General features: G+C 37.7%; 19 protein-coding genes and 1 pseudogene. 18 read left to right on the forward strand and 2 right to left on the reverse strand.

The features are described from left to right. The first annotated feature begins 43 nt into the window (after nucleotides 1-43). From IFO66_RS01135 to IFO66_RS01195, 13 genes and pseudogenes are all read left to right on the forward strand, one after another. Complete coding sequence (locus IFO66_RS01135; RefSeq protein ID WP_192023376.1) at nucleotides 44-325, forward strand: putative quinol monooxygenase; 282 nt, start codon at nucleotides 44-46, stop codon at nucleotides 323-325. Between the two features lie 636 nt (nucleotides 326-961). Then, nucleotides 962-1,900, forward strand: a complete 939-nt coding sequence (locus tag IFO66_RS01140) for a Cthe_2314 family HEPN domain-containing protein (RefSeq protein WP_192023377.1) — start codon at nucleotides 962-964, stop codon at nucleotides 1,898-1,900. A gap of 188 nt (nucleotides 1,901-2,088) precedes the next feature. After that, nucleotides 2,089-2,973: a hypothetical protein gene (locus IFO66_RS01145; RefSeq protein ID WP_192023378.1), complete on the forward strand. Its 885-nt coding sequence runs from the start codon at nucleotides 2,089-2,091 to the stop codon at nucleotides 2,971-2,973. 512 nt (nucleotides 2,974-3,485) lie between these two features. Further along, the gene (locus IFO66_RS01150) at nucleotides 3,486-5,444 is read left to right on the forward strand and encodes a hypothetical protein (protein ID WP_225445405.1); all 1,959 of its coding nucleotides are present in this window, start codon (nucleotides 3,486-3,488) and stop codon (nucleotides 5,442-5,444) included. A 480-nt stretch (nucleotides 5,445-5,924) separates the two neighbouring features. Beyond that, the gene (locus tag IFO66_RS01155; protein WP_192023379.1) at nucleotides 5,925-6,854 is read left to right on the forward strand and encodes a hypothetical protein; all 930 of its coding nucleotides are present in this window, start codon (nucleotides 5,925-5,927) and stop codon (nucleotides 6,852-6,854) included. Nucleotides 6,855-7,042: 188 nt separating this feature from the next. Next, on the forward strand, nucleotides 7,043-8,059 hold the full coding sequence (locus IFO66_RS01160) for a site-specific integrase (RefSeq protein ID WP_192023380.1): 1,017 nt from the start codon (nucleotides 7,043-7,045) through the stop codon (nucleotides 8,057-8,059). 130 nt (nucleotides 8,060-8,189) lie between these two features. After that, nucleotides 8,190-9,283 (forward strand): annotated as a pseudogene (locus IFO66_RS01165) (DUF3626 domain-containing protein). Nucleotides 9,284-9,386: 103 nt separating this feature from the next. Then, nucleotides 9,387-9,809 carry a hypothetical protein gene (locus tag IFO66_RS01170; RefSeq protein WP_192023381.1) on the forward strand — a complete coding sequence of 141 codons (423 nt, stop codon included), beginning with the start codon at nucleotides 9,387-9,389 and terminating at the stop codon, nucleotides 9,807-9,809. 13 nt (nucleotides 9,810-9,822) lie between these two features. After that, a complete protein-coding gene (locus IFO66_RS01175; RefSeq protein WP_192023382.1) occupies nucleotides 9,823-10,131 on the forward strand; it encodes a hypothetical protein in 309 nt (102 codons plus the stop codon). Nucleotides 10,132-10,369: 238 nt separating this feature from the next. Beyond that, complete coding sequence (locus IFO66_RS01180) at nucleotides 10,370-11,587, forward strand: insulinase family protein (RefSeq protein WP_192023383.1); 1,218 nt, start codon at nucleotides 10,370-10,372, stop codon at nucleotides 11,585-11,587. Between the two features lie 220 nt (nucleotides 11,588-11,807). Further along, the gene (locus tag IFO66_RS01185; protein WP_192023384.1) at nucleotides 11,808-12,566 is read left to right on the forward strand and encodes an ABC transporter ATP-binding protein; all 759 of its coding nucleotides are present in this window, start codon (nucleotides 11,808-11,810) and stop codon (nucleotides 12,564-12,566) included. A gap of 19 nt (nucleotides 12,567-12,585) precedes the next feature. Beyond that, the gene (locus IFO66_RS01190) at nucleotides 12,586-14,391 is read left to right on the forward strand and encodes an FtsX-like permease family protein (RefSeq protein ID WP_192023385.1); all 1,806 of its coding nucleotides are present in this window, start codon (nucleotides 12,586-12,588) and stop codon (nucleotides 14,389-14,391) included. Nucleotides 14,392-14,422: 31 nt separating this feature from the next. Continuing rightward, on the forward strand, nucleotides 14,423-14,788 hold the full coding sequence (locus tag IFO66_RS01195) for a YxeA family protein (RefSeq protein WP_225445406.1): 366 nt from the start codon (nucleotides 14,423-14,425) through the stop codon (nucleotides 14,786-14,788). A 106-nt stretch (nucleotides 14,789-14,894) separates the two neighbouring features. Here the strand turns inward: IFO66_RS01195 and IFO66_RS01200 are convergent, their stop codons facing one another. Continuing rightward, nucleotides 14,895-15,317, reverse strand: a complete 423-nt coding sequence (locus IFO66_RS01200; protein WP_225445407.1) for a YhjD family protein — start codon at nucleotides 15,315-15,317, stop codon at nucleotides 14,895-14,897. Nucleotides 15,318-15,481: 164 nt separating this feature from the next. On the opposite strand from IFO66_RS01200, the gene IFO66_RS01205 reads away from it, so the two are divergent. Together IFO66_RS01205 and IFO66_RS01210 are read left to right on the forward strand one after the other, a co-directional pair. After that, nucleotides 15,482-15,817, forward strand: coding sequence for a hypothetical protein (locus IFO66_RS01205; RefSeq protein WP_192023386.1), 336 nt, complete (start codon nucleotides 15,482-15,484; stop codon nucleotides 15,815-15,817). An 87-nt stretch (nucleotides 15,818-15,904) separates the two neighbouring features. After that, nucleotides 15,905-16,414: a Crp/Fnr family transcriptional regulator gene (locus IFO66_RS01210; RefSeq protein ID WP_192023387.1), complete on the forward strand. Its 510-nt coding sequence runs from the start codon at nucleotides 15,905-15,907 to the stop codon at nucleotides 16,412-16,414. 25 nt (nucleotides 16,415-16,439) lie between these two features. Here IFO66_RS01210 and IFO66_RS01215 read toward each other — a convergent pair whose 3' ends face one another. Beyond that, entirely contained in the window at nucleotides 16,440-17,636 is a 1,197-nt protein-coding gene (locus IFO66_RS01215; RefSeq protein ID WP_192023388.1) for an MFS transporter, read from the reverse strand. Nucleotides 17,637-17,865: 229 nt separating this feature from the next. On the opposite strand from IFO66_RS01215, the gene IFO66_RS01220 reads away from it, so the two are divergent. From IFO66_RS01220 to IFO66_RS01230, 3 genes are read left to right on the forward strand one after another with little or no spacing between them, the layout of a single operon-like run. Beyond that, nucleotides 17,866-18,444: a DeoR family transcriptional regulator gene (locus IFO66_RS01220; RefSeq protein ID WP_192023389.1), complete on the forward strand. Its 579-nt coding sequence runs from the start codon at nucleotides 17,866-17,868 to the stop codon at nucleotides 18,442-18,444. Between the two features lie 18 nt (nucleotides 18,445-18,462). Next, nucleotides 18,463-19,872 carry a PepSY domain-containing protein gene (locus IFO66_RS01225; RefSeq protein WP_192023390.1) on the forward strand — a complete coding sequence of 470 codons (1,410 nt, stop codon included), beginning with the start codon at nucleotides 18,463-18,465 and terminating at the stop codon, nucleotides 19,870-19,872. Nucleotides 19,873-19,883: 11 nt separating this feature from the next. Then, complete coding sequence (locus IFO66_RS01230) at nucleotides 19,884-20,381, forward strand: FixH family protein (protein WP_192023391.1); 498 nt, start codon at nucleotides 19,884-19,886, stop codon at nucleotides 20,379-20,381. The last annotated feature ends 113 nt before the right edge of the window (nucleotides 20,382-20,494 follow it).

Genomic DNA, 20,494 nt, shown 5'->3' on the forward strand with positions numbered 1-20,494 from the left:
GCGGTAAATAGAGTAGAGGTTCATATACGAGGAGGAGATATAAATGTTCGTTAGAGTGGTTACTTTTAAAAGTAAAGAAGGAAAAGAGGAGCGAGTGCGGAAGTTAGGGCGGGAGACGCTGGTGCCTATTAATAAAGAGGCAGGTTCGGTTCATGTCTATTTCCTAGAACCTCATGCAGATAACAATTCGTTTGGTGTAGTAAGTGTATGGAAGGAACAAGAAACATTGGAGACAATGAAAAATAGTGAACGCTATCGTGCGTTGATACAGGAACTGGCTCCTTTGGTTGAATCGTTGATAGATACGGTTTATGTGTCGGGCTAGGTCTAGTGGCTGCCGTGTATTGGAAAATGTATAGCTATAAAGATAATGAAGCCTAATTTCTTAGTAAGTACGGAACGTACTGAGAGATTAGGTTTTGTTGTTGTGAGGGGTTATATGTATAGTGAAGCAAGCAAAGGAGTGGGAGGTATGGGCAAGGAACTTATGCAAAAATAAAGATAAATAAATATATATTTTATGGATTAACCCAAAAGATTTATATTTTCTTTCGGGCTATTTGTTTTGTATAGATTTTTGTTTGTTCGTTGAATATCGCATATTAAAAGAAGTGTGGTTGCAATGTTCTAGTACATTCTTCGTGCAAAGAAACGACGATTTCTAATCATTCTAATAAACATATTCAACTAATTCTGTTGTGTGGTAATATCAGGAATGTAGGCTGGTTAGCACTGGTGAAAACGGAGTGTGAGAAAAACTTTATAACGAAAGATTTTTAATACTGTCAAGAGTAAGGCAAGCAGTAGCATGAGTGATTTTTGGAGATATCTAAAGTAACTAGATCCTTAATGGGCTTGCTAACTTAACAGTTTCGTGAATACTCTACATACAAATTACTTGTGAAATTCACAAATAAGAAAGTTAGCTGAAACTCAAGAAAATAAAAGTGGAGGATTAGCAATGAAGAGTGAAGATCAGAGATATTATAATTTGATGTTAAAAAAAGTTGATAAATTTAGTTTAATTCAAGAACATAGATTATACAAAGAAGAACAGATATTGATGATGTCACCAGATTTATTTATTGTGAGGAACGGATTAAACTGGGTCATTAGAATAAACAAACTAATTAGACATTACCGATATTGTTTGGTGAATGCAATTGGTATTGCTCAAGAGATAAGAATACCTACCGAAGAAACAGAGATTAGGGATAGCTATTCATTTCATTTAGAGAATGCAGTATACAGACAATTGGTACTCTGGGATATGTATGCAAAATTATTAAATGAAACATATAGTCTAGGTCATGAGCGAAAGGAATTATCAATTTGGCAAGTTATAAAAACCTTGAGGAGTTCTAAGGATGCACAACAAAGACAATTAGCTAAAAAACTGAAGAAGTATTGTAACGGACGATTTCACCAATATGTAAGAAATTACTTGCGTAATACTTTTGCACATAATGGCGATCCACATGGCAAACTAATTTTTCATTATTATGATAGTAACGATCAGCTCAAACCAGATATTGATTTCATAATGCCAGATCACCATATAAAAGAATTGAGATATGTGATTATTGATTTTGTTAAATTACATAGATTTTTAAATAAAATTAATAAACATATCGAGAAAAAAATGCTAGAAAGAACAATTTTGATTGAGTATTATTTTGAGACTCTTTGTGGTAAACAAATTACTGATGATAGTCATATACCCATTACTGTTTTACAAGAACTTAAGGATATATGGGAAGTATCTGATACTGGCGAGCCCTGTGAAGAATGCAAAAAACTATTAAACAATACCACTCTCAAATACTGTAAACCTGTAAGATTTGTTTACCATAGGATTAATGAACCTCAAGATCATATAAGTATTTCGATGAAGCCTTGAACTTCAGATAACACCGTATTTACGGGCCCCTAGATCTGGCTGAAGTGACTCTTAGAAGTAGAGTCAAGCAGATAACCTTGCAAGGTTAACTGGCGACGCTGACGCTCCTTTAAGCCTTTCGGGCTCGTAGATACAACAATGTTATATGAAATCCCCGCAAGATCGAAATAAAAGAGGTGGGTAACTTTGTGAGAGCTTATGGAAAAGATCAGAGTGTGTTTGATGTAACGCTTAATTTAAATATTTCTTTGAATTTACTGAGAATGTACGGATATAAAATAGATACTCAATCCAGATTTCAATTATTCAAAAATAAATTCAATAGCCATTATATATCGTCAATATTGAACAAGCAGTATTCTGTGAAAGATTCAATTAAACGTGAACTTCTTTATGGTTATAAAGATTACTGGGAATTGCTAACGATTTCTCAGTCAAGAAATATCCTAGCTGCAACTGACAGTGGAATTCGAAATGAGATAAAGCATGTTTTTAGCGGAAGTATTCTTGAGGGGAAAGATTCGAGACCTTGGGATTATCAATTTCAATATCACTTAAGTTCATTATTTGAACTATCCGGTTTAAAAGTGACTTTACAAGAACCTGATTTTTCATTTGAATATAAAGGAAGAAAATATACCGTTGCAGCAAAAAGATTGAATAGTAAAAATAGCATACAAGCTAATATAGAGAAAGCAGAAAACCAAATCAAACAATTTGATAATTACGGGTTTATTGCCCTATCACTTGATAAAATTTTTAAAGAAACCAACCCAATAGTTCGTATAACTAACCCAGAATCTTCTTTACGAAAGGCGAAAGAAATTATTCAAAATATAATAAGAGAAGACTTTTTGGAAAGCTATTTTGGAAGAAGGACAAATCAAATACTTGGAATCATTGCTTGTATATCATTTCCGTATTTCTTAGAGTCAGAAAAGCCATTATTTGAATTGGGTTACACTTCAACTATAATGTTTCTTCCAATACAGCCGCCCGATACAGCAGAGTGGAATGAAGTGCTAGAAATCGGTGAAAAACTTCAGAACTTTAAAATTCACATATCTAGATAATTTTTTTGGTGATTTAAGGAAGGTGGGAACATCCTATAACAGGTTTCGGAGAAGTAGAAGCAGCCAAACACATCCGACTCAGTTGGACGTCGTGAATATACGAAATGTTATATGACAGAATCAAGTGATAAAGAGAACCAGTAGAATCTCAATTCAAAGGAGTATGAAATTATTTATGTAGATGAAGAGCATCTTTAAAATCTCGTAAATAGATTTCGCGTTATACAATGGCTTGAGCGGAGAGATCTGCGTCATCATGAAATAAATGGTGTCTTTGTATTTCCTCTGGTAGTAATTCATGTATCTGCTTGGAGTAGAGATTCCGTTCCGAAGAAGACTGATTCTAGTTGGAGTGTCGTGGGAAAGCTCGCCATATGGCTTTAAGTTTTCAACGAGGGGACTTAATAGAGAACATATCAGTATAATAATTTCTTGCAATTAGAATATATGACAGCGATATGTAAAATGATAAAAAATATATTGGGAATCAAAGAGTTTAGGGGACATTCATAATGAGAGAGATTAAGTTCTATTCGAAAAATGACTTAGCAAGTGTGCCTATTCTACAAAAAATTGAATATATTTTAAAGGAATCCAAAGAGGAAAAAGAACTAGCAAGCATCAACGATATGATTGAAATATATAATATAAAACAATATTTTGACCATAAGCTTTACTTACTAAGTTGGACATCGGATGAGATTGATAAGTACGAAAGTCAAGTCGAAATATATTTTAAGCGGGTTGCTCGTTTTTTTAATTCTATTAACAGGGGGAATTTAGTAGATTTATTTAATGAATTGGATATAGAATACATAGAAGATTTTTGGGCACTTTTTGATAAATTTAAAGTATACGAAAAAATCACGGATGAAGAATTTAAGCAACTTATACATGAAAAGAATTTTTGGCTGTATCAACTATTGAAGTATAAAAACCTTGGTGAACGTTTTGGTAGAGTAATTAAAGAATATATGCTGAAAGATTATTCGTCAGCAGAGTTATTGTTAGATGCATATGAGATGCAACGTACAGTGGAACAAGGAAGGTTTATTTTCCCAAAAGAGTTAACAAATTCGGATAAGGAAACAATCATTCTGAATTACATTAATAGCGAAAGCCCTAATTTGAATTATTTGCGGCTTATTGTGAATATACAAAGTAATAAAGATAAAATTTTACTTTCACCAAAAACTTTATTAAACGCGAAAAAAAGAGCAGAGGAAGAAGAGAGGAAACTTTTTCCTGAAGATTCTGGCATACTATTGGAATCTAGCGTAGTTTTTTCTAAAAATCAAGAAGAAGCTGTTATTACTAATGTAGAAGGAATGTCAATAAAGGTAACATACAGTACAAAATGGCTTGAAGAAAACATAGGTAATGAAACATTGTTGAATAACTTTATCTATTTGTTTGAATTTGTTGATAATCAAATGAGATGTAATTTTGTAAGCAAGCCTAGCCAAATGGGAGTGATGGAAAGAATCGCTTCTTCTCGTTCTCGAAATGCTTATTTAACAGGAATTTCTTTTAAACAAATGAACATGTTCTCTCTAATTCAAATGTATGGATATTATAATGAGTTATTTAGCTTAGGAGTGCGATTGGAGTCAGTCATTGAATGGTTTTTTAAAGAGTACTTGTCTAATGAGTTTCAAGCTTTAAATTTTGATATAAATATGCCGTCTACTAATTCTACCTTACTTGAAAAGTGCACTAATATAATGCCAGCAGTGGAGTCGGTTCTAAAACAATTCTCTTTATTTGTTCAAGAGGGCATTGTTGATTTTGAATTACTTGAAATACGCTCTGAACATCTAAGCTATAGCAATATTCCTTCATTAGTAAATAAAAAGTATGTATACGGAGTTGGAGAAGAATTTAACTATGCCACGTTTCTCTTTTTCTCTGATCAAAGTGGATTAGGATATAACAAGAAAAACCAGAGTAGCTATGAAAATTATTTTGAATTGTTACGCAATGAATCCTACAAATTAAGTGATTATCCAGAATACTTTCATCAGGAAATTGAGTGGTTATTGGAGAGGAATTATCTAAAAAGTGACAGTGAAGGATATATTACTATTGAAGATGATGCTTTAATTTTGGTAATGAGGGATTTATATTTTAATCAAGTAATTAACTATTGGAGATCTTCAAAAACAAAAAGAAATGCTATAGATAAACTTGAAACAAAAAAAGCAATTGTCTTTGAAAGTTCATTATTTTCAAAACCTGAGCAAGATTATATAAACTATACGCTCAACAAATCTCAATTCAATAATGGCTGGGACTTAAGAAATAGATATAGCCATACTCAACCGAAAAGTAAAAATAGTGATAAAATGCACGAACAAAACTACATGATATTTCTACGATTGTTAGTTTTATTTGTAATAAAAATAAATGATGATTTTTGCATATCAGATTCGATCTCTAAGAGAGAATTTGAAAACATTACTATCTCATAAATAGAGTAAGTGAATAATAAATATTTATTTAAAGGTCCATTGTAGTTAATTAGTAGATTGAGTATTCGAAGAAGTGATTCCGGAGTATAACAATGTATCTACATTGAGGGACATATGTCCCTTGGTTGTCAGTAGATAAACGAAGAAGCATGATAAGACAACATATGCTCTGACCCAAGATAAGGGCTATCGAGGGCCGGAGCGTGTTGTAGATGCCAAAACGTATTTAGAAATACTTGTAGTAAATCTAGAAGATTAATATCATTAATTATAATCACAAGGGGATCATATTCTAATTGGAATATATACTGACAAGTTCTGTTGTTATTATTATTTAAAGGGGAAATTAAAATTTTTTCAAAATATTTCTAATTAAGAAAAAGATATACAAAGAAAAAATGAAGGATAATTTCATATTTTGAAATGGCTAAGCCTTTCTATACATATTTAATTGAGTAGGATAAGTAAACGAGGTGTACAATGTCAATAGTATACTCAAACGATTTGTTAAGTAGCATTGATAGAAGTGTGAATAAATTACATGAAATAATATCGAAATTGTCGGATGATAATTTAATTAATCAAGGGCTATTCCTTATGTCAACAACATTCTTTGAAGCTACTTTACGGGACGTAATGAATAAAATTCTAATTTCTAACCCTGAAAAATTAAAAAAAGATAATTTCACAATAAATAAATATGATTTAAGTAGTTTAGGGGATTCTATAATTCTCAAGAATGTAATTGAAAACGAGCTATTTAATTTGTTTAAGGGAAACGTGAAAGAACAATTAATATATATAATCGAACTAATCGCAAACATAAAATCAAGCAATCTAAAAAACAAATCAAAGAATGAAGAAATTATAAATGTAATAATCAAATGTAGTGATATTTCAATATATAGAAATTGTCTAGTTCACAATTTAGGTGAAAAAAGTAAGAACTTCGACGAAAGCGTTCAATACTACATCAGTGAAGATAATAAATTAAACTTCAGTACTCAATTAATTAAAATTTTTATTGAAGATTATTTGAGTTTTTTTAAAATGTTAAAAGAAAAAATCCAAAAGAATAGTGAATTTAAAGAGAAAACTCGATTAGAACGTCTAAGACAATTATGGGATGATTGTTTTGGTAGTCCTTTACTTAATTTTGATGATTATTGGTTAACTGATATTAAACAAGACTTAATAGTAAAGATTAAATATCCCGATAGTGAACATGGATTAAGTAGTTCAGAGAGAATATATTTATCAATATGGCGACATCAATACTATAATTCTATAAAAACAGAAGAATTTTTGCTTTGCAGTGTAGACGAAAATAAACTCTATAAGATATATAAGGTGTTGTCTGAAGTTGAATTTTATTACATGTACCAACAAGCTAATCCTATAAGAAATTAACAAAATAATATTCTCAAGCAGTTCATAGATGCCAATTACTTCGCATAACAACATATTCACGTATCGGGAAACACGCTCGTCAGTACGTACGAAATGGTCGTGAAGATGTGGCAGTCGGACAAATCCGACATAGGTCGGACGTTGTAAGAAATGGGGAAACTATTAATAAAAAATGAGGTGAAGATCAAATGAAAGAAGAATTGCTTAGAATTATATATAAATTTGGCCTTAATCTTTCAAAATCAGAATACAACCAATATATACCTAAACTAAGGGACTATTTTGTCAAATACCTTATCGATACAATGTCTAACTCAACTATTGAAAATGTTTTTAAACACGAGTTTACAAGAAATAATATTATTCAAAGTACAATATATTATGTGGTTAATAATGAGAATGTTAAAAGTAAATCCGCCATTGATGATTTCCTAATAGCATTAAATCGATTTTTTGAAGAATCGATATATATAAAATACCCAAATCACAACTTAATTTCGCTAAAGCCATTTACCAGTTTGAACAAAGAAATTGAGAGCGCTTTATCTAGCAATGGAATAAAACTTGAAGAGAGACAATCCTCTCCATCAATAAATGATGAGCAGTATAAATTCATTTTAAATTACATCCATAATGATAAAGATAATTCCTTTAAAACCAGACAAGTTCGTATAATTATTAAACTATTTCTTTTGTATGGTTTTAGTTTCGATAGAATAATTAATTTAAAGAAAAGTGATTATTCGCTGGAACATCGCATTTTAGAAATAGTTTATAAGGATATGCCAAGAAGAAGCCTACAACTTGAAGTTCCGTATTCTCTACACAAAGAATTCGAAATATATTTGCAAAAATTAAGTCAAACTGATTTTGAAAGTGAACGATTTTTTTTAAATACCAGAGGGAATCCAATAACTCATGAATTTACAATTGATTACTTGAAAGAAATACGAAATATGTACTTCTCAAATAATGAGTTAGAGAAAGAATTAAGGAATCCATTTACACCAACAGGATTAGCTAAATACGCGATTATCAGAATGATCCTTGATAGTGTAAATCAATCTGTTATATCAGATTTAACAGATTTCAAAACTGATGTTTTGTCTAATTGTCAAGATATAGTCAATGAAATTAAAGAGTTAAATAGAAATCGGTATGTCAATCATATGATAAGAGGACTGCAGGCATATGATGAATTGTAATTCAACTGATTTTAAATGAAGATTCAAAGAAGTTTCCGCAACATACAACACAACATTTACATATCTGACTGACGTCCTCAATCAAGTGTTAAGCAGCAGCGCAATATACATGTTCGGGTAGGTGATTCTAATGCTTAGTAAACTATCACATTCACAGCGCCAAGCTATCGATCATATTACTCAGTATGCCAGAGCAAGAAAAAGCGCTGCTCGAAAATCACTTATGGAAGTTCTCCAGATGTCCAATATCCGATGTCCAATATCCCTTGGAGCACTCTTGAAAATGTTTGTACAAAGATCTTTGCGAACGCTAGGGTCGCACTGCATTTTCACCCTGATCGACTAACAGCAGATATGAAAACGGTGGCTCAGTCGTTGCTTGAACAGGGGATCTACAAGAGTCAGTTTGAAACTCATATTTCGAATGGCAGCGTATCCGCATACTCGGGTGGCGCACGGGATCTATGGGAGAAATCACTGTTTGGCGGAGCTTATCAGTTAGATGGAGTGACTGATGAACAGCGTCCGAAGTATGGGGCGTTGGATGTAATGCTGCGCCCAGATGGCCCAGCTCCGCGATTCGGCTCGTGTTACTTTCTCCTTGCACCAAATGTCTCCACGCGTTGTACGTATACGTATTTGGATTCACATCAAGACCCCGTAGAAAGAGGCACTTATGAAGAGTTTGAAGATATATTGACAGCGACTTTTAAAGATGCATTTTTTCGAAATGAGGCTATCGGCGAGAAGGAGCTGACACCTCAGAAATTAATCGATCATCTATTAATAAATCTAGAACAACCATTACAAGACCCTTCAAATCGTAAGCCGAGTCGAAATCTCAACCACTATATCGAGTCCCAGATTCATGGTGATATTACATTAAAGGAAGACGTGGATATTCTAGTTGCAGATCCTTCGTTCAAAAGCTCTTCCACGGGAGAAGTATTGGAACAAATGTGTATGAAGTATTCTATTAAACTATATTGGCATATGGGATTCGCTATGAAAGTAGACGAAGTACCTTCAGATTTCAGGGGACCAACGATGCCTTCTTTAGCGAAACGGATCGCACAAAACGGTTATATTGATGCCAATGTAATTGGGGCTGCCGCGTTAGATTTGAAATGTAATCCGGAAGTATGGAAGGATAGAGGAAGCTGCGAGGAAGTTCTTCAAGAGTTAAAATATATGTGGCATATACTCGTTCGATATGGAAACTAAGCTGCACAGAATTAGTACCGACAAACGTAAGTTTCATAATGGTTAATTTTGGTTGACAATATGTCCTTAATAGAATTACATAAAACCAAGGAGTTGAAAATATATGTATCTGATTGCACAGAAAAATATACAGGTGTTAAAGCAATTAAAAGAAATTTTTACACAGTTAGAGGACTTGTACGAATCCGAGCAAAATTTATCCGTAACAACGCAGCATACAATCAAAATAACAGAGTTCTGCTCAAAATTAACTGCAGTTCTTCATTCTTGCAGGCTGGAGGACTTGAGAGTCATATATGCAGTATGTTCTATAGGAAATCATGAAAGAGGAGAAAAACATTATTATGCTAATAATACGATAGAAATTATCGAATTAGAGCTCAGTGAAAGTGAAGAGGAACTACTAAAGAAGCATAGTAAGTATATTGAATTTCTTAATGAAGAAGAGTTGAGCGATTTTTTCTTATCCAGAGTAAAATTAACTCAAGATTTAAATGAAGGAATGAAAATCTTGAAATTAATATAGAGGTGGTAGATGTATGATTGTTTCGATCTTTATTCAAGATACTCCCTTCTTCTATGACGTAATAGATGAAGTGGGGAATAATCTATATGCATTGCAACTTGAGTTTGAAACATGGCTTAGTGAAATTGAGGGGAATCATCCATTTAAAAAATATACAGAAATTATTGAAAGCAACGGAGAAGTGTCATTTGCTGGCTATATAAATATATATGGACCAGATGCTTTTATTGGATGGGTTAATGTTGAAAAATATGGTGAGAAAGTCGCAGTTAAAATCAAAAATGATACCCATCTAACACCTGCAGTAACCATTCATTTTTGAAAAATAAATGACTTATAATCGAACAGCATTTTCACATCCAACTGGAAAACAAAGATATGGAAGAAACACTGACCATGATTCAATATACGGATTTCACTACATATAAACATTTAGAGAAAAAAGAACGTATGAGTATCGGTCAGGTCGCAGAAATAATAAGGCACTTACCAATAAGTTGGTGGAAGCAGCGAGAAATATAGTATAATTTTTCTATATTTCAACTAGAGAGGTGCGTTAAGTGAATAAAACGGTTCTGAGTAATGGAATGACGATCATTACAAATAAAGTCTCTTCGAAAATTGTAGCCTTGGAGTATGTCGTTCAAGTAGGAGCGTTTCACGAAGAAGGATATCCCTTTGGTATTTCTCATTTTCTAGAGCATATGATGCTCAACGGGACAACTAGTAGAAGTAAAGAAGATATATTTAACACGATCCAGTACCTTGGTGGGGACATTGATGCCAACACATCCTTTTATAGTACAAACTATCAGTGTACAATCATGAAGAAATTTTGGAAAGACGGGTTAGAAATGGTTTCAGACATTGTTTGGAATGCGGCAGTGCCAGAAGGTGAGATTGAGAAAGAAAGAAAAGTCATTGAACAGGAAATCAAAATGCTGTCTGATGATCCGATAAATCATTTACAAGAAGGTATCTTTGCAAACTTATTTAAAGATAATCCTGAAAAGTACACCGTAATCGGTACGGTTGATTCAATAAGTGGTATTAACAAGACTAGACTTGATGCGTACAGAGCACAATTTTATACACCTGATCGAGTAGCACTTGTTGTTTCGGGAGATATCGAGCATAGCGAGATTGTTTCTTTTTTTGATAACTATGATATACAAGCTTCAAGCAAACACATTGAAGAACTTCTTCCTGAAGCTGTTAACACATTAGGTTCAGAAACCTATGCCATTCGTAGTGATTTTGACCAAGGATACTTTTCATGTGCAATGATTGCTCCATCACGACAAAGTGAAGATTATTATGCTTTTCAGTTAATCATTAATTTGCTATCGGAAGGACTTTCTTCGAGACTGTATAGAAAGCTAAGGGAAGAATTAGGATTACTATATGGACTAGGCATGCAGTATTTAGAGCTCAAAGATAATGGGCTGGGTTTGTTTATTGCAATCACAGCTGCTGAAAATTTTGCGGAAGTAAAAGCTAATTTTATTGAGGAACTGAACAAATTAAAGGAGCAACTGATCAGTGACTATGAATTGCAACAAATTAAAAATGTAGCTACCTATCACTTGTATAGTGTTTCCGAATCGATGGCTGATTTAAATGAAAAAATAGTTACAGATCATATGTTTGCAGAGATTGAAGACATTGAAGATACTATTCAGACGATATCATCTATTACAGCTAACGATATTATGAACTGTGCAAATAGATATTTTGTAAAAAGTAACTATATGTTTGTCGAAATGATACCTGAGTAATATGCTTGAATCTACGATTATAGTTAGCATTATGAATATTATTTATTGTTGATACAGGGTGAAAAGGCGACTTATTCCGAGTCGTCTTTTCTGTCTTTCCATACATTTATGACAAAGGTGACAAAATGGTAAGGTAGCCGTCACGCTATTCTATGGTTGGTCACTTTAAATTCCTGCACAATAGAGACAACAGCAAAACAAAGTGTAGGGGGATTTACAAATGCAAGCACCTGTCGTTGACATTCAAGATGTTAAAAAAGTATATGGAAAATCAGGCACGAATCAATCGTATGCATTGAAGGGCGTATCATTCTCGATTCAAGAAGGCGAATTTGTCGGTATTATGGGACCTTCGGGTTCAGGTAAGACGACACTGTTGAACGTTATTTCGACGTTAGATAAAGCGTCCGACGGCGTTATCAAGATTGCAGGCACAGATATTAGCCAAATGAAATCAGGACAGCTAGCGGACTTCCGTTCACAGAAGCTGGGCTTTATTTTCCAAGATTTCAACCTCATTGAGAATTTGACGGTCTATGAAAATATTGCGCTGCCGTTGTCTTTGCAAGGTGTTCCATCTCGCAAGATTGGACCTAGCGTTAACAAGGTAGCGGCAACACTAGGCATTGCTGAACTATTGCAAAAATATCCTGCGGAGTTGTCAGGCGGTCAGAAGCAGCGTACAGCAGCAGCGCGTGCACTTGTTCATGAGCCAGCGATCATTCTCGGCGATGAGCCAACAGGGGCGCTCGATTCCAAAAATGCGACGAGCTTGCTCGAAGCAATGACGAATCTCAATGAGCAGCATGGCGTGTCCATTATGATGGTAACGCATGATGCATTTAGCGCGAGCTACTGTCAGCGTATTCTGTTCATCCAAGACGGAGAGTTATACAAAGAAATTCGACGCACCTCTACTCGTGAGGTATTTTACCGCGAAATTCTAGATGTACTTGCCGACTTGGGCACGCAAAAATGACAACAAAGGATGGTTACACATGTTAGTTAAACTTTCGATGTCGGGGCTGAAAAGTAAGCTCAAAGATTATTTGGTGCTGCTCGTCGGTCTTGTCATATCGGTTTCGATCTTCTATATGTTCCAGACGCTAGCGTTAAATAAAGCGTTTATTGAATCTAACTCCATCATTAGCAGCATTCAGTTTGTATTCCATGCAGGTTCTGTGCTGTTAGCGATCATTACGTTTTTCTATATATTGTACGCGAACTCGTTCCTGATGACCTTGCGACAGAAAGAATTCGGTATGTATATGATGCTAGGGGCCAAGAAGCACAAAATTATGATGCTTATGTTCCTAGAAACGATGATTCTTGGTATTGTATCTTTAGTTATCGGTAATGCAATCGGGATAGGCTTGGCACAAGGTGTTGGCCAATTGCTGATGAAGCAGCTGGAGTTTACAGCTGGCGGCTATGAGGCGTTCTATATGCCATCGCTGCAAATTACGTGTCTGTTCTTCTTAGTGCTGTTTATTTTATCTGCAATCATGAATACATTGAAATTGTCACGTATATCGGTGCTACAGCTTGTACATGCGGAATCGCATACCGATCGCCCTGCTGTAAAAGGGATAATGACAGTAGTGACGGCTGTTCTGTCGATTATATTGCTGGCTATCGGGTATTGGGCCATGTTCAATATGGAGACGTTGGCGCAGCTAGGCATTATTATTTCATTAATTACGACGACTTCAGGGACGTATTTGTTGTTTATGACGTTCCTGCCGCTTATGATAGGTAGATTGAAAAAGAATAAGAAAAGAAATGAAAAAGGTCTTAATTCGTTTACGTATGCGCAGCTCAGCTTCCGTGTAAATAGCTTAACAAAAGTGCTAGCTACCGTAGCGATGCTGATTGCACTAGGTGCAGGTGCGATAACGGCGGGAATGGGATTCCAAAACAATGTAATGGTGACGGTAAATGGCTTCACACCATATGACATGGTCATTCATCAGCCGACTGAGCAGGAGAAGGCAGTCATTGATACGATTACATTTACAAGCAAGCAGCAGTACCGCTATAAAGTAGATAAGAAATACGTATATTATGTAAAAACAGACTTGGAGCAGCATCCTCCATTCGCTCCATATGGAGTAGGAAGAGACAGCTTTGGTCAGTACAAGCCTATAACTGAAGCAATCTCAACAGGCGTTGTGGAAAGCGACAATTGGAATGACGCACTTCGATTGATTCAACCCCATTATTTGTATCGAGAGCAACAGGTACAAATTGTGGATGAACAGAAGTACAATCAGCTTCAAGCGGAGCAAAGCAGTGTAATTGTAGGTGTATCTGATGATTTCCTTGCCCACAAAGAGAAGTGGGCACAGCTGGATAAGATGCAGGCAGCTAAATATAATCTTTCGGAGATGGTATTGAGTAGTAAATATGCATCCTACCATATGATGCACGGCTTCTCCAGCGGAACCGTATTTATGGGCTTCTTCTTAGGAATTGCGTTCTTAGCGATGATGGCGAGCAGCTTGATGTTCAAAATATTGTCCGGTGCAACGAAAGATATTAGTCGCTATCAAATGCTGCACAAAATCGGTGTGCGTCGCGAACGACTAGTACGTTCGATTTATAAAGAACAGTTCTTAGTATTCTTGTTCCCAGCGATCATTGGTATTGCCCATGTTGTACTCGGCATGAAGATGTTCTCATTCATATTGCATAATCCATACGATCGCATTTGGGTGCCGCTGACGATATTTGTAGTTATATACGCAGCTTATTATTTCATCACGGTTCAAATGTACAAGCGTATTGTTCTTTCGTCTAAATAGAATTTAACAACGAGATGAGGCATAGAGAAGGATGAAGAAAAAGAGTATCACGATTATGCTACTAGTTGTTCTTGTATCGGTCTTGATGGCAGGATGCAACATCAAAACACTTGGTGCAGATGAGTACTATGTACAAATCAAAGGCGAGGGTAAGATGGAACAAGGATACCGTTATTATACGCTAAACGGCTATAATTCTGACGGTGATGAGAAAGAAATTACCTTTATGAGCATGAAGGCAGAGAATAATGGAAAACTCAGAGAAGATGCATATTTGCGTATACTTGCTAAGCCAAAGGATAAAAAAGCAAAACAAATGAACGAAGTCATCTCGTATGAAGAGGTGAAAGTGGACGACATCCCAACAAAAGCGAAAGAGAAGCTGGATATTAAGTAATCGGTTGCTAGCATGTAAAACCAGCGATTAGCAACTAAAGTATGAATGGGGCAGGCCGAAATGGTCTGCCTTTAGCTGTTGTATGCTGCTCCCTTAGTTACGATGCTCAAATGCTCTTGTTAGGGTAGTGTCCTGGTTCTATAGGAGTGGGCAAATGTAAATAACGTTTCAATAACGTAGTCACTTCGGTGCGGAGTAGTCCGCGCAGTAGGTAGAAGGAGTGCTCGTAGCCTTGCACGACATATTGTACACGTACGCCATGCGGTTGGCGCTCTTCCTTTAGCACCTTAATGCCTGAACGGCGAAATTGAGTACGAATACGGGATAAATCGGCATTGACTTCATCCTGAGCACGGCATAAGGATTCCATATACACATGCGCCATTTTCAAAGTGGAACTTCCAATATGGGCGATGTCGCGTTCCAGCACATCCAAGACCAGCGCGGAAATAATATACTGCTTTACCGCTATCTTATGTTCGGTGCGATGTGGAGCAGTCGCTTGAGGCTGGGGAGCTTGATTGGCCAACTTATTTCATCCTCTCTAATAGGGGATATAAAATTAATGCGAACTAATGTTCTTATTTATATCCAATATACCGAACGGATATTCGTTTAGCAATAGAAAGTTCATATGGTTATAATTGGATTGACGCAAATGAATTCGGATGCGTTACCCTTATAGAAGGGAATATGAGCAATGTAACACATAATCAACAGACAGAGACAAAGGATGAGAAAGAAATGAACAACGTACAATTCCAATTACAATCGCAAGAAGGGGACACGGCTGTTTATCTATTTCAGACGATGAATCATGACCATAAGCAAGTAGAAGGAATGTTTGAAGTCAATCTTCCCGCTTACTGCAAGCTGAGTGAAGAGGGAGTAGAAGATGCGGAGCAGCAGGCTATTTATTGGTTGACGCCGATTCAGTCGGATGAGCAGTATTGGAGCGGGATGAAAGTCTTTTTCCGCGTGTATAAACATTATCTAGAGCATCGTGCATACATAGGCAGCAGCGAGTAAAGGGCACTCCCATATATGCTTCAATTCCATATTACGTATGGTAACGTATGAAATCGATAATTCAGTGGATGGAAAGGAGGGGGGCGCTTGCGACTAACGTTGCATAGAGGAGAAGTGTTATTTCGGCAAGGAGATCCAGGAACGTATTTATATCGAATTGTGAGCGGCGTGTTCAAAGTAACTCGGCTGCATGAGAATGGCAATATTTTATTGTTCAATTTATTGTTTCCTGGAGAAATCGTACCCCATCATTCCTTGCTATCAGCGAAAGATTGTCATGGTACGGCTACTGCGCTCACGACAAGTGAGGTAGAGCGCATACCAGCCGACGACTGGTATGCGGAGATTGCTATGCAGCCGGAGAAGGCGATTGAAGTAGGCAGAGTATTGCAGGATAAGCTGCGCTTTATGCAGCAGCGCATCGATCATTTGACGATCGGTTCGCCAGCCGAGAGGCTGAAGCTGCTACAGCAGTCGTTAAGCGGCTATACCGAGCAGCGACCGCTCACCGACATTTTGACACAAGAAGAAATTGGACAGTTTATCGGTGTTCGGCGGGAAACGATTAATCGTTTGTTACGAAATGAATTGGAATAATGCAATATCATGATTATACAAAGGGTTAGGCTGAAGGCGCATGATGGGCATGTGTGGATTTGTTGTTTACCATCACATAAATCATGATGATCATGGATAACGTAATCAAACCAGCGGGAATCCAGAAGATGTTCGGTGTAACGCCGTTAATAAACAGCGGCAAATGATAGCCGATAAGGGTGGCCGTTTGTGAGATGAAAATGTACAGGCTGGCACCGAATCCTGCTCGATGAACGAACATGCGCTGCACATAGCCCATGCCAACGCCATATAGAACAGATACAAAGACAGAGTATATCGGCTGTACAACAAAGAACATCGTCAATGAATGGCTCCAGCTATATACGATGTAGGTCACAAGTGCAAACATACTTCCGAGCAAAATAACAGGCTTATATCCGTACTTTGCAGCCCAATAGCCGGCCGCTGTCATAAACAGCAGTTCGAACACCGCTTGAATACTCCACATATAAGACATGAGGCGCGGCTCACCGAATAGTTCATGGACGACGAGCGGCAAATACAAGCCTCGAATGGCATCCGAACAGCTTAACAGTAAAATGGCGAGCAGCATGAGCAGCGAAAATGGCTCGGTTGCAGTGGAACGAACTTGCTGGGCGGAGCTGTCTGTTGTCACTTCTTGATAGAAGAGCAGCAGCAAGCAAAGTGCAGCATATCCCGCAAGATTTCCCCACAGGACCCCTTGGAAAGTTGCAAGCAAATACAGATTGGCACCTAGCAGCAGGCCGCTGAAGAAACCGATGCTATACGTCGCCCGCAGCCATATTTGCGCCATTTCTACGATAGTTGGTGCTTTGCTCGTAAAGTGATTGCGTGCCATAGCAAATAATTGCCCGAAAATTAAGCCAGATGGAGATACTGCCAATATCATCCCAACGAGTGCGGAGGTATAGCTGTCGGCACTCATATATAGGAAGAGCCCCGCCATACAGAGTAGGGATGCTGCAATCGGCAGTCGTTTCTTATGTTTCATTTTATCGCTAATGAATCCGACCGAGATCGTTGTTATCATATTTAGAAACAGAGAAATCGCAAAGATAGATGTAATCTCCTCCTTACCAAGCCCAATCGAATTTTGCAGGTAAATCGCATTCATTGGCGCTAAAATACCTGTCCCCATTCCATAGAGGAAGAGCGTTAGCAGTAACGTTCGCGCCCCTTGAATATGTACAAATGATTTCAAATCCCGCCATACGCGCATAGCTGCCCCACCTTTCTTATTTCTCCTTATCCGTATTTTAAGGAGCCCATTAACGTTGTGTGATATTTTTAACATTTCTCAACAAAAACCCACATTTAGTTCTTGCCTTTCTCCTAATTATGCCATAATCTAATTTCAAGCCAATAAATGGATTTGGCTAAATGTCATCAAGTTAGTTACTCAGGTATGATCTTCTCACTTATGAGGATTGGAGGTGAAATAGTCAACGATGCTGCCCATTGAAAGAAGGCAACAGATTTTAACATGGGTTGAACAAGAAGGCAGTTTGCGTGTGACGGACATTAGCAGTCGTTTGCAAGTATCGGAAATGACGGTATATCGCGATATTAAGCCCTTAATTGATGAGCAGAAGGTTATTAAGACCTCGAATGGAATTGCTGCGCTGCCTCATCGTCATGCTGTGAGTTCAGTCCCAATTTGTACGTATTGCTATAAGATCGCGAACACGAGGTACTCCGTTAAGCTTATCACGAAGAGCCAACAGATTGAACATACTTGCTGCGCGCATTGTGCGCTGCTTCGTTATGAGGATGTCGAGTGTGATGTAATTCTTTGTCATGACTTTTTGACGGACACGACGATTAGTGCCAAGATGGCTACTTTTTTGTTCCATGCGGATGTAAACATCAATTGCTGCCAACCAACGATACTTACTTTCGATTCCTACCAACAAGCTATGAAGTTTCAAACTGGCTTCGGTGGGGAAATTTATCGCTTTGAGGAGGCTGTACAAACACTAAAACAAAAAATGAACGCACAATCTTGTGTGAATCGAAACCATTTATAAAAGGGGGTAACTTATATCGTGGAAGCGAACCAAGCGGTTCAGACGAATGCTGTATCCGTGAAGACGAAGACCAAGGCGTCTTTTTACCAAATTGTGTGGAGATGGCATTTTTACGCAGGCTTGTTCGCTGCACCATTTCTTATCGTACTTGCCATAAGCGGAGGCGTATACTTATTTAAGCCTCAAATTGAATCGATGCTGTACAAAGATTTGTACTACGTAGAGCAGGCATCGGATGCGTCAGAAGCGACCGCACTGGCTCCGTCCGCACTTATTCATTTTGTGCAACAAATGCATCCAGATGGGCAAATCAATTCGATTATGTTTTATGATGACAGAACGAGAACCGTAGAAATCGGTATGACAGAAAATGATATTGCATCTTCTGTATTTATAAATCCGTATAGCGGTGAGGTTCTAGGCTCACTCGTTAGCGGAGAGAGATTTACAGATATTTTTGTGAAAATGCACAGCGAACTGATTATTGGTGGGACAGTTGCCAATTATCTTGTAGAGCTCGCAGCCTGCTGGACGGTTATATTGCTGCTGACAGGTTTATACATGTGGTGGCCGAGAAATCGCGCTTCCATCTGGGGGACGGTGCTGCCAAGATTTCGCCAGAAGGGGAAAGTGTTTTGGCGTGATATGCACGCAGTGCCTGCTTTTTGGCTGTCGTTGTTTATTCTTATTTTAGTACTGACAGGGCTTCCGTGGTCTGCGGTAACGGGCAAGCAAATTAGCAGCCTGGCTACATCTACGAATACAGGCTATCCGCCTTATGCTCTTGGCCATGGCGCAAAGCCTGAATCGACCTTAAAGACGAAGGACGTTGCAAAGGGCGGTCCATGGGCAACAGAGAATTTGCCTGTTCCGGTTTCTATGGCGAATAATTATGTGCCGCTGACGATAAATGAGGCAGTGACTATCGCAGAAGGAGCGAAGGTAGAGAAGCCATATCGAGTCGTTTTGCCGAAAACGGAAAAAGGTGTGTATACAGTTACGACAAGGCACACGGTACCAGGTGGAGAGGCGACTTTGCATCTGGATCAGTATTCGGGAGCGATATTGAGCGACGTTCGATATGCTGATTACGGTATTATGGGTAAAGCGATCACGGTGGGTATTGCACTGCATGAAGGTCGGTTGTTCGGACTTGCGAACCAACTGCTTGGTCTTATTACTTGCTTAGGTGTAATCGGTATTGTCATTAGCTCCTTTGTCATGTGGCGCAAGCGCAAGCCTCAAGCGAAGCTTGGCTCGCCCACACCGAGCAAAGATAAACATCGGACAAGAGTAGTATTTGTCCTTATGCTCGTCATGGGTGTTTTAATGCCTTTAGTAGGCATTTCGATTATCGTCGTCTTTGTGCTGGATCGATTCGTGTTATCGCGCATCAAACCAGTAAAAGCATGGCTGCATGGAGCTTAGGAGGCATCATCATGATAAAAAAAGTAGCAGTTAGCATTATGCTTGCGTTCGTTCTCGTTAGTTCGGCAGCGTGCACAGCTAGTACAGATACGCAAAAGAAGCAGCATGTTTCCAGCCAGCTGAATGCGGAGATTATTACACCTGAATCAATCGCTTTGAAGCAGGAGACTGTGCTCCAAGTGCGCCTTACCGATCATAATGAACCGGTAACTAAGGCAGACCTTGTACAGTTTGAAATCTGGGACGCGAAAAAAGGACAGGGCAAAGAAGGAAGTCAAATGATCCCTGCTCAGCATGAGAAGGATGGACTCTATACGGTGACAACAACGTTCGATCAGAATGGAGTCTATTTTGTTCAAACCCATGTTTCCGTAGGTGAGCAGCATGTAATGCCGAAAAAGCAGTTAATCGTGGGCGAAGTATCCGCGGAAGAGTTAAAAGCAGTACAAGAGGAAATGCTCAAGCATGAACAAGGCGCTTCAGAAGGACACGGCGGTCATCATCATTAATGGTGAACGAACTCGTGATTGAATGTGAATGAGGATGCTCGCATATCGTATATGTATCATGAAATTTCTGCGATTGTACATCCTTTTCTGGCCGACAGCAGACTTGCGTGAAA

The sequence above is a fragment of the Paenibacillus arenosi genome (assembly GCF_014841135.1).
GTDB classification, from domain to species: Bacteria; Bacillota; Bacilli; order Paenibacillales; family Paenibacillaceae; genus Paenibacillus_B; species Paenibacillus_B arenosi.

Bases quoted from the DNA above. Each gene is read 5' to 3' on its own strand.
- IFO66_RS01135 (WP_192023376.1), top strand. From the start codon at position 44: ATGTTCGTTAGAGTGGTTACTTTTAAAAGTAAAGAAGGAAAAGAGGAG.
- IFO66_RS01140 (WP_192023377.1), top strand. From the start codon at position 962: ATGAAGAGTGAAGATCAGAGATATTATAATTTGATGTTAAAAAAAGTT.
- IFO66_RS01150 (WP_225445405.1), top strand. From the start codon at position 3,486: ATGAGAGAGATTAAGTTCTATTCGAAAAATGACTTAGCAAGTGTGCCT.
- IFO66_RS01155 (WP_192023379.1), top strand. From the start codon at position 5,925: ATGTCAATAGTATACTCAAACGATTTGTTAAGTAGCATTGATAGAAGT.
- IFO66_RS01160 (WP_192023380.1), top strand. From the start codon at position 7,043: ATGAAAGAAGAATTGCTTAGAATTATATATAAATTTGGCCTTAATCTT.
- IFO66_RS01170 (WP_192023381.1), top strand. From the start codon at position 9,387: ATGTATCTGATTGCACAGAAAAATATACAGGTGTTAAAGCAATTAAAA.
- IFO66_RS01175 (WP_192023382.1), top strand. From the start codon at position 9,823: ATGATTGTTTCGATCTTTATTCAAGATACTCCCTTCTTCTATGACGTA.
- IFO66_RS01185 (WP_192023384.1), top strand. From the start codon at position 11,808: ATGCAAGCACCTGTCGTTGACATTCAAGATGTTAAAAAAGTATATGGA.
- IFO66_RS01190 (WP_192023385.1), top strand. From the start codon at position 12,586: ATGTTAGTTAAACTTTCGATGTCGGGGCTGAAAAGTAAGCTCAAAGAT.
- IFO66_RS01195 (WP_225445406.1), top strand. From the start codon at position 14,423: ATGAAGAAAAAGAGTATCACGATTATGCTACTAGTTGTTCTTGTATCG.
- IFO66_RS01205 (WP_192023386.1), top strand. From the start codon at position 15,482: ATGAGCAATGTAACACATAATCAACAGACAGAGACAAAGGATGAGAAA.
- IFO66_RS01215 (WP_192023388.1), bottom strand. From the start codon at position 17,636: ATGCGCGTATGGCGGGATTTGAAATCATTTGTACATATTCAAGGGGCG.
- IFO66_RS01220 (WP_192023389.1), top strand. From the start codon at position 17,866: ATGCTGCCCATTGAAAGAAGGCAACAGATTTTAACATGGGTTGAACAA.
- IFO66_RS01230 (WP_192023391.1), top strand. From the start codon at position 19,884: ATGATAAAAAAAGTAGCAGTTAGCATTATGCTTGCGTTCGTTCTCGTT.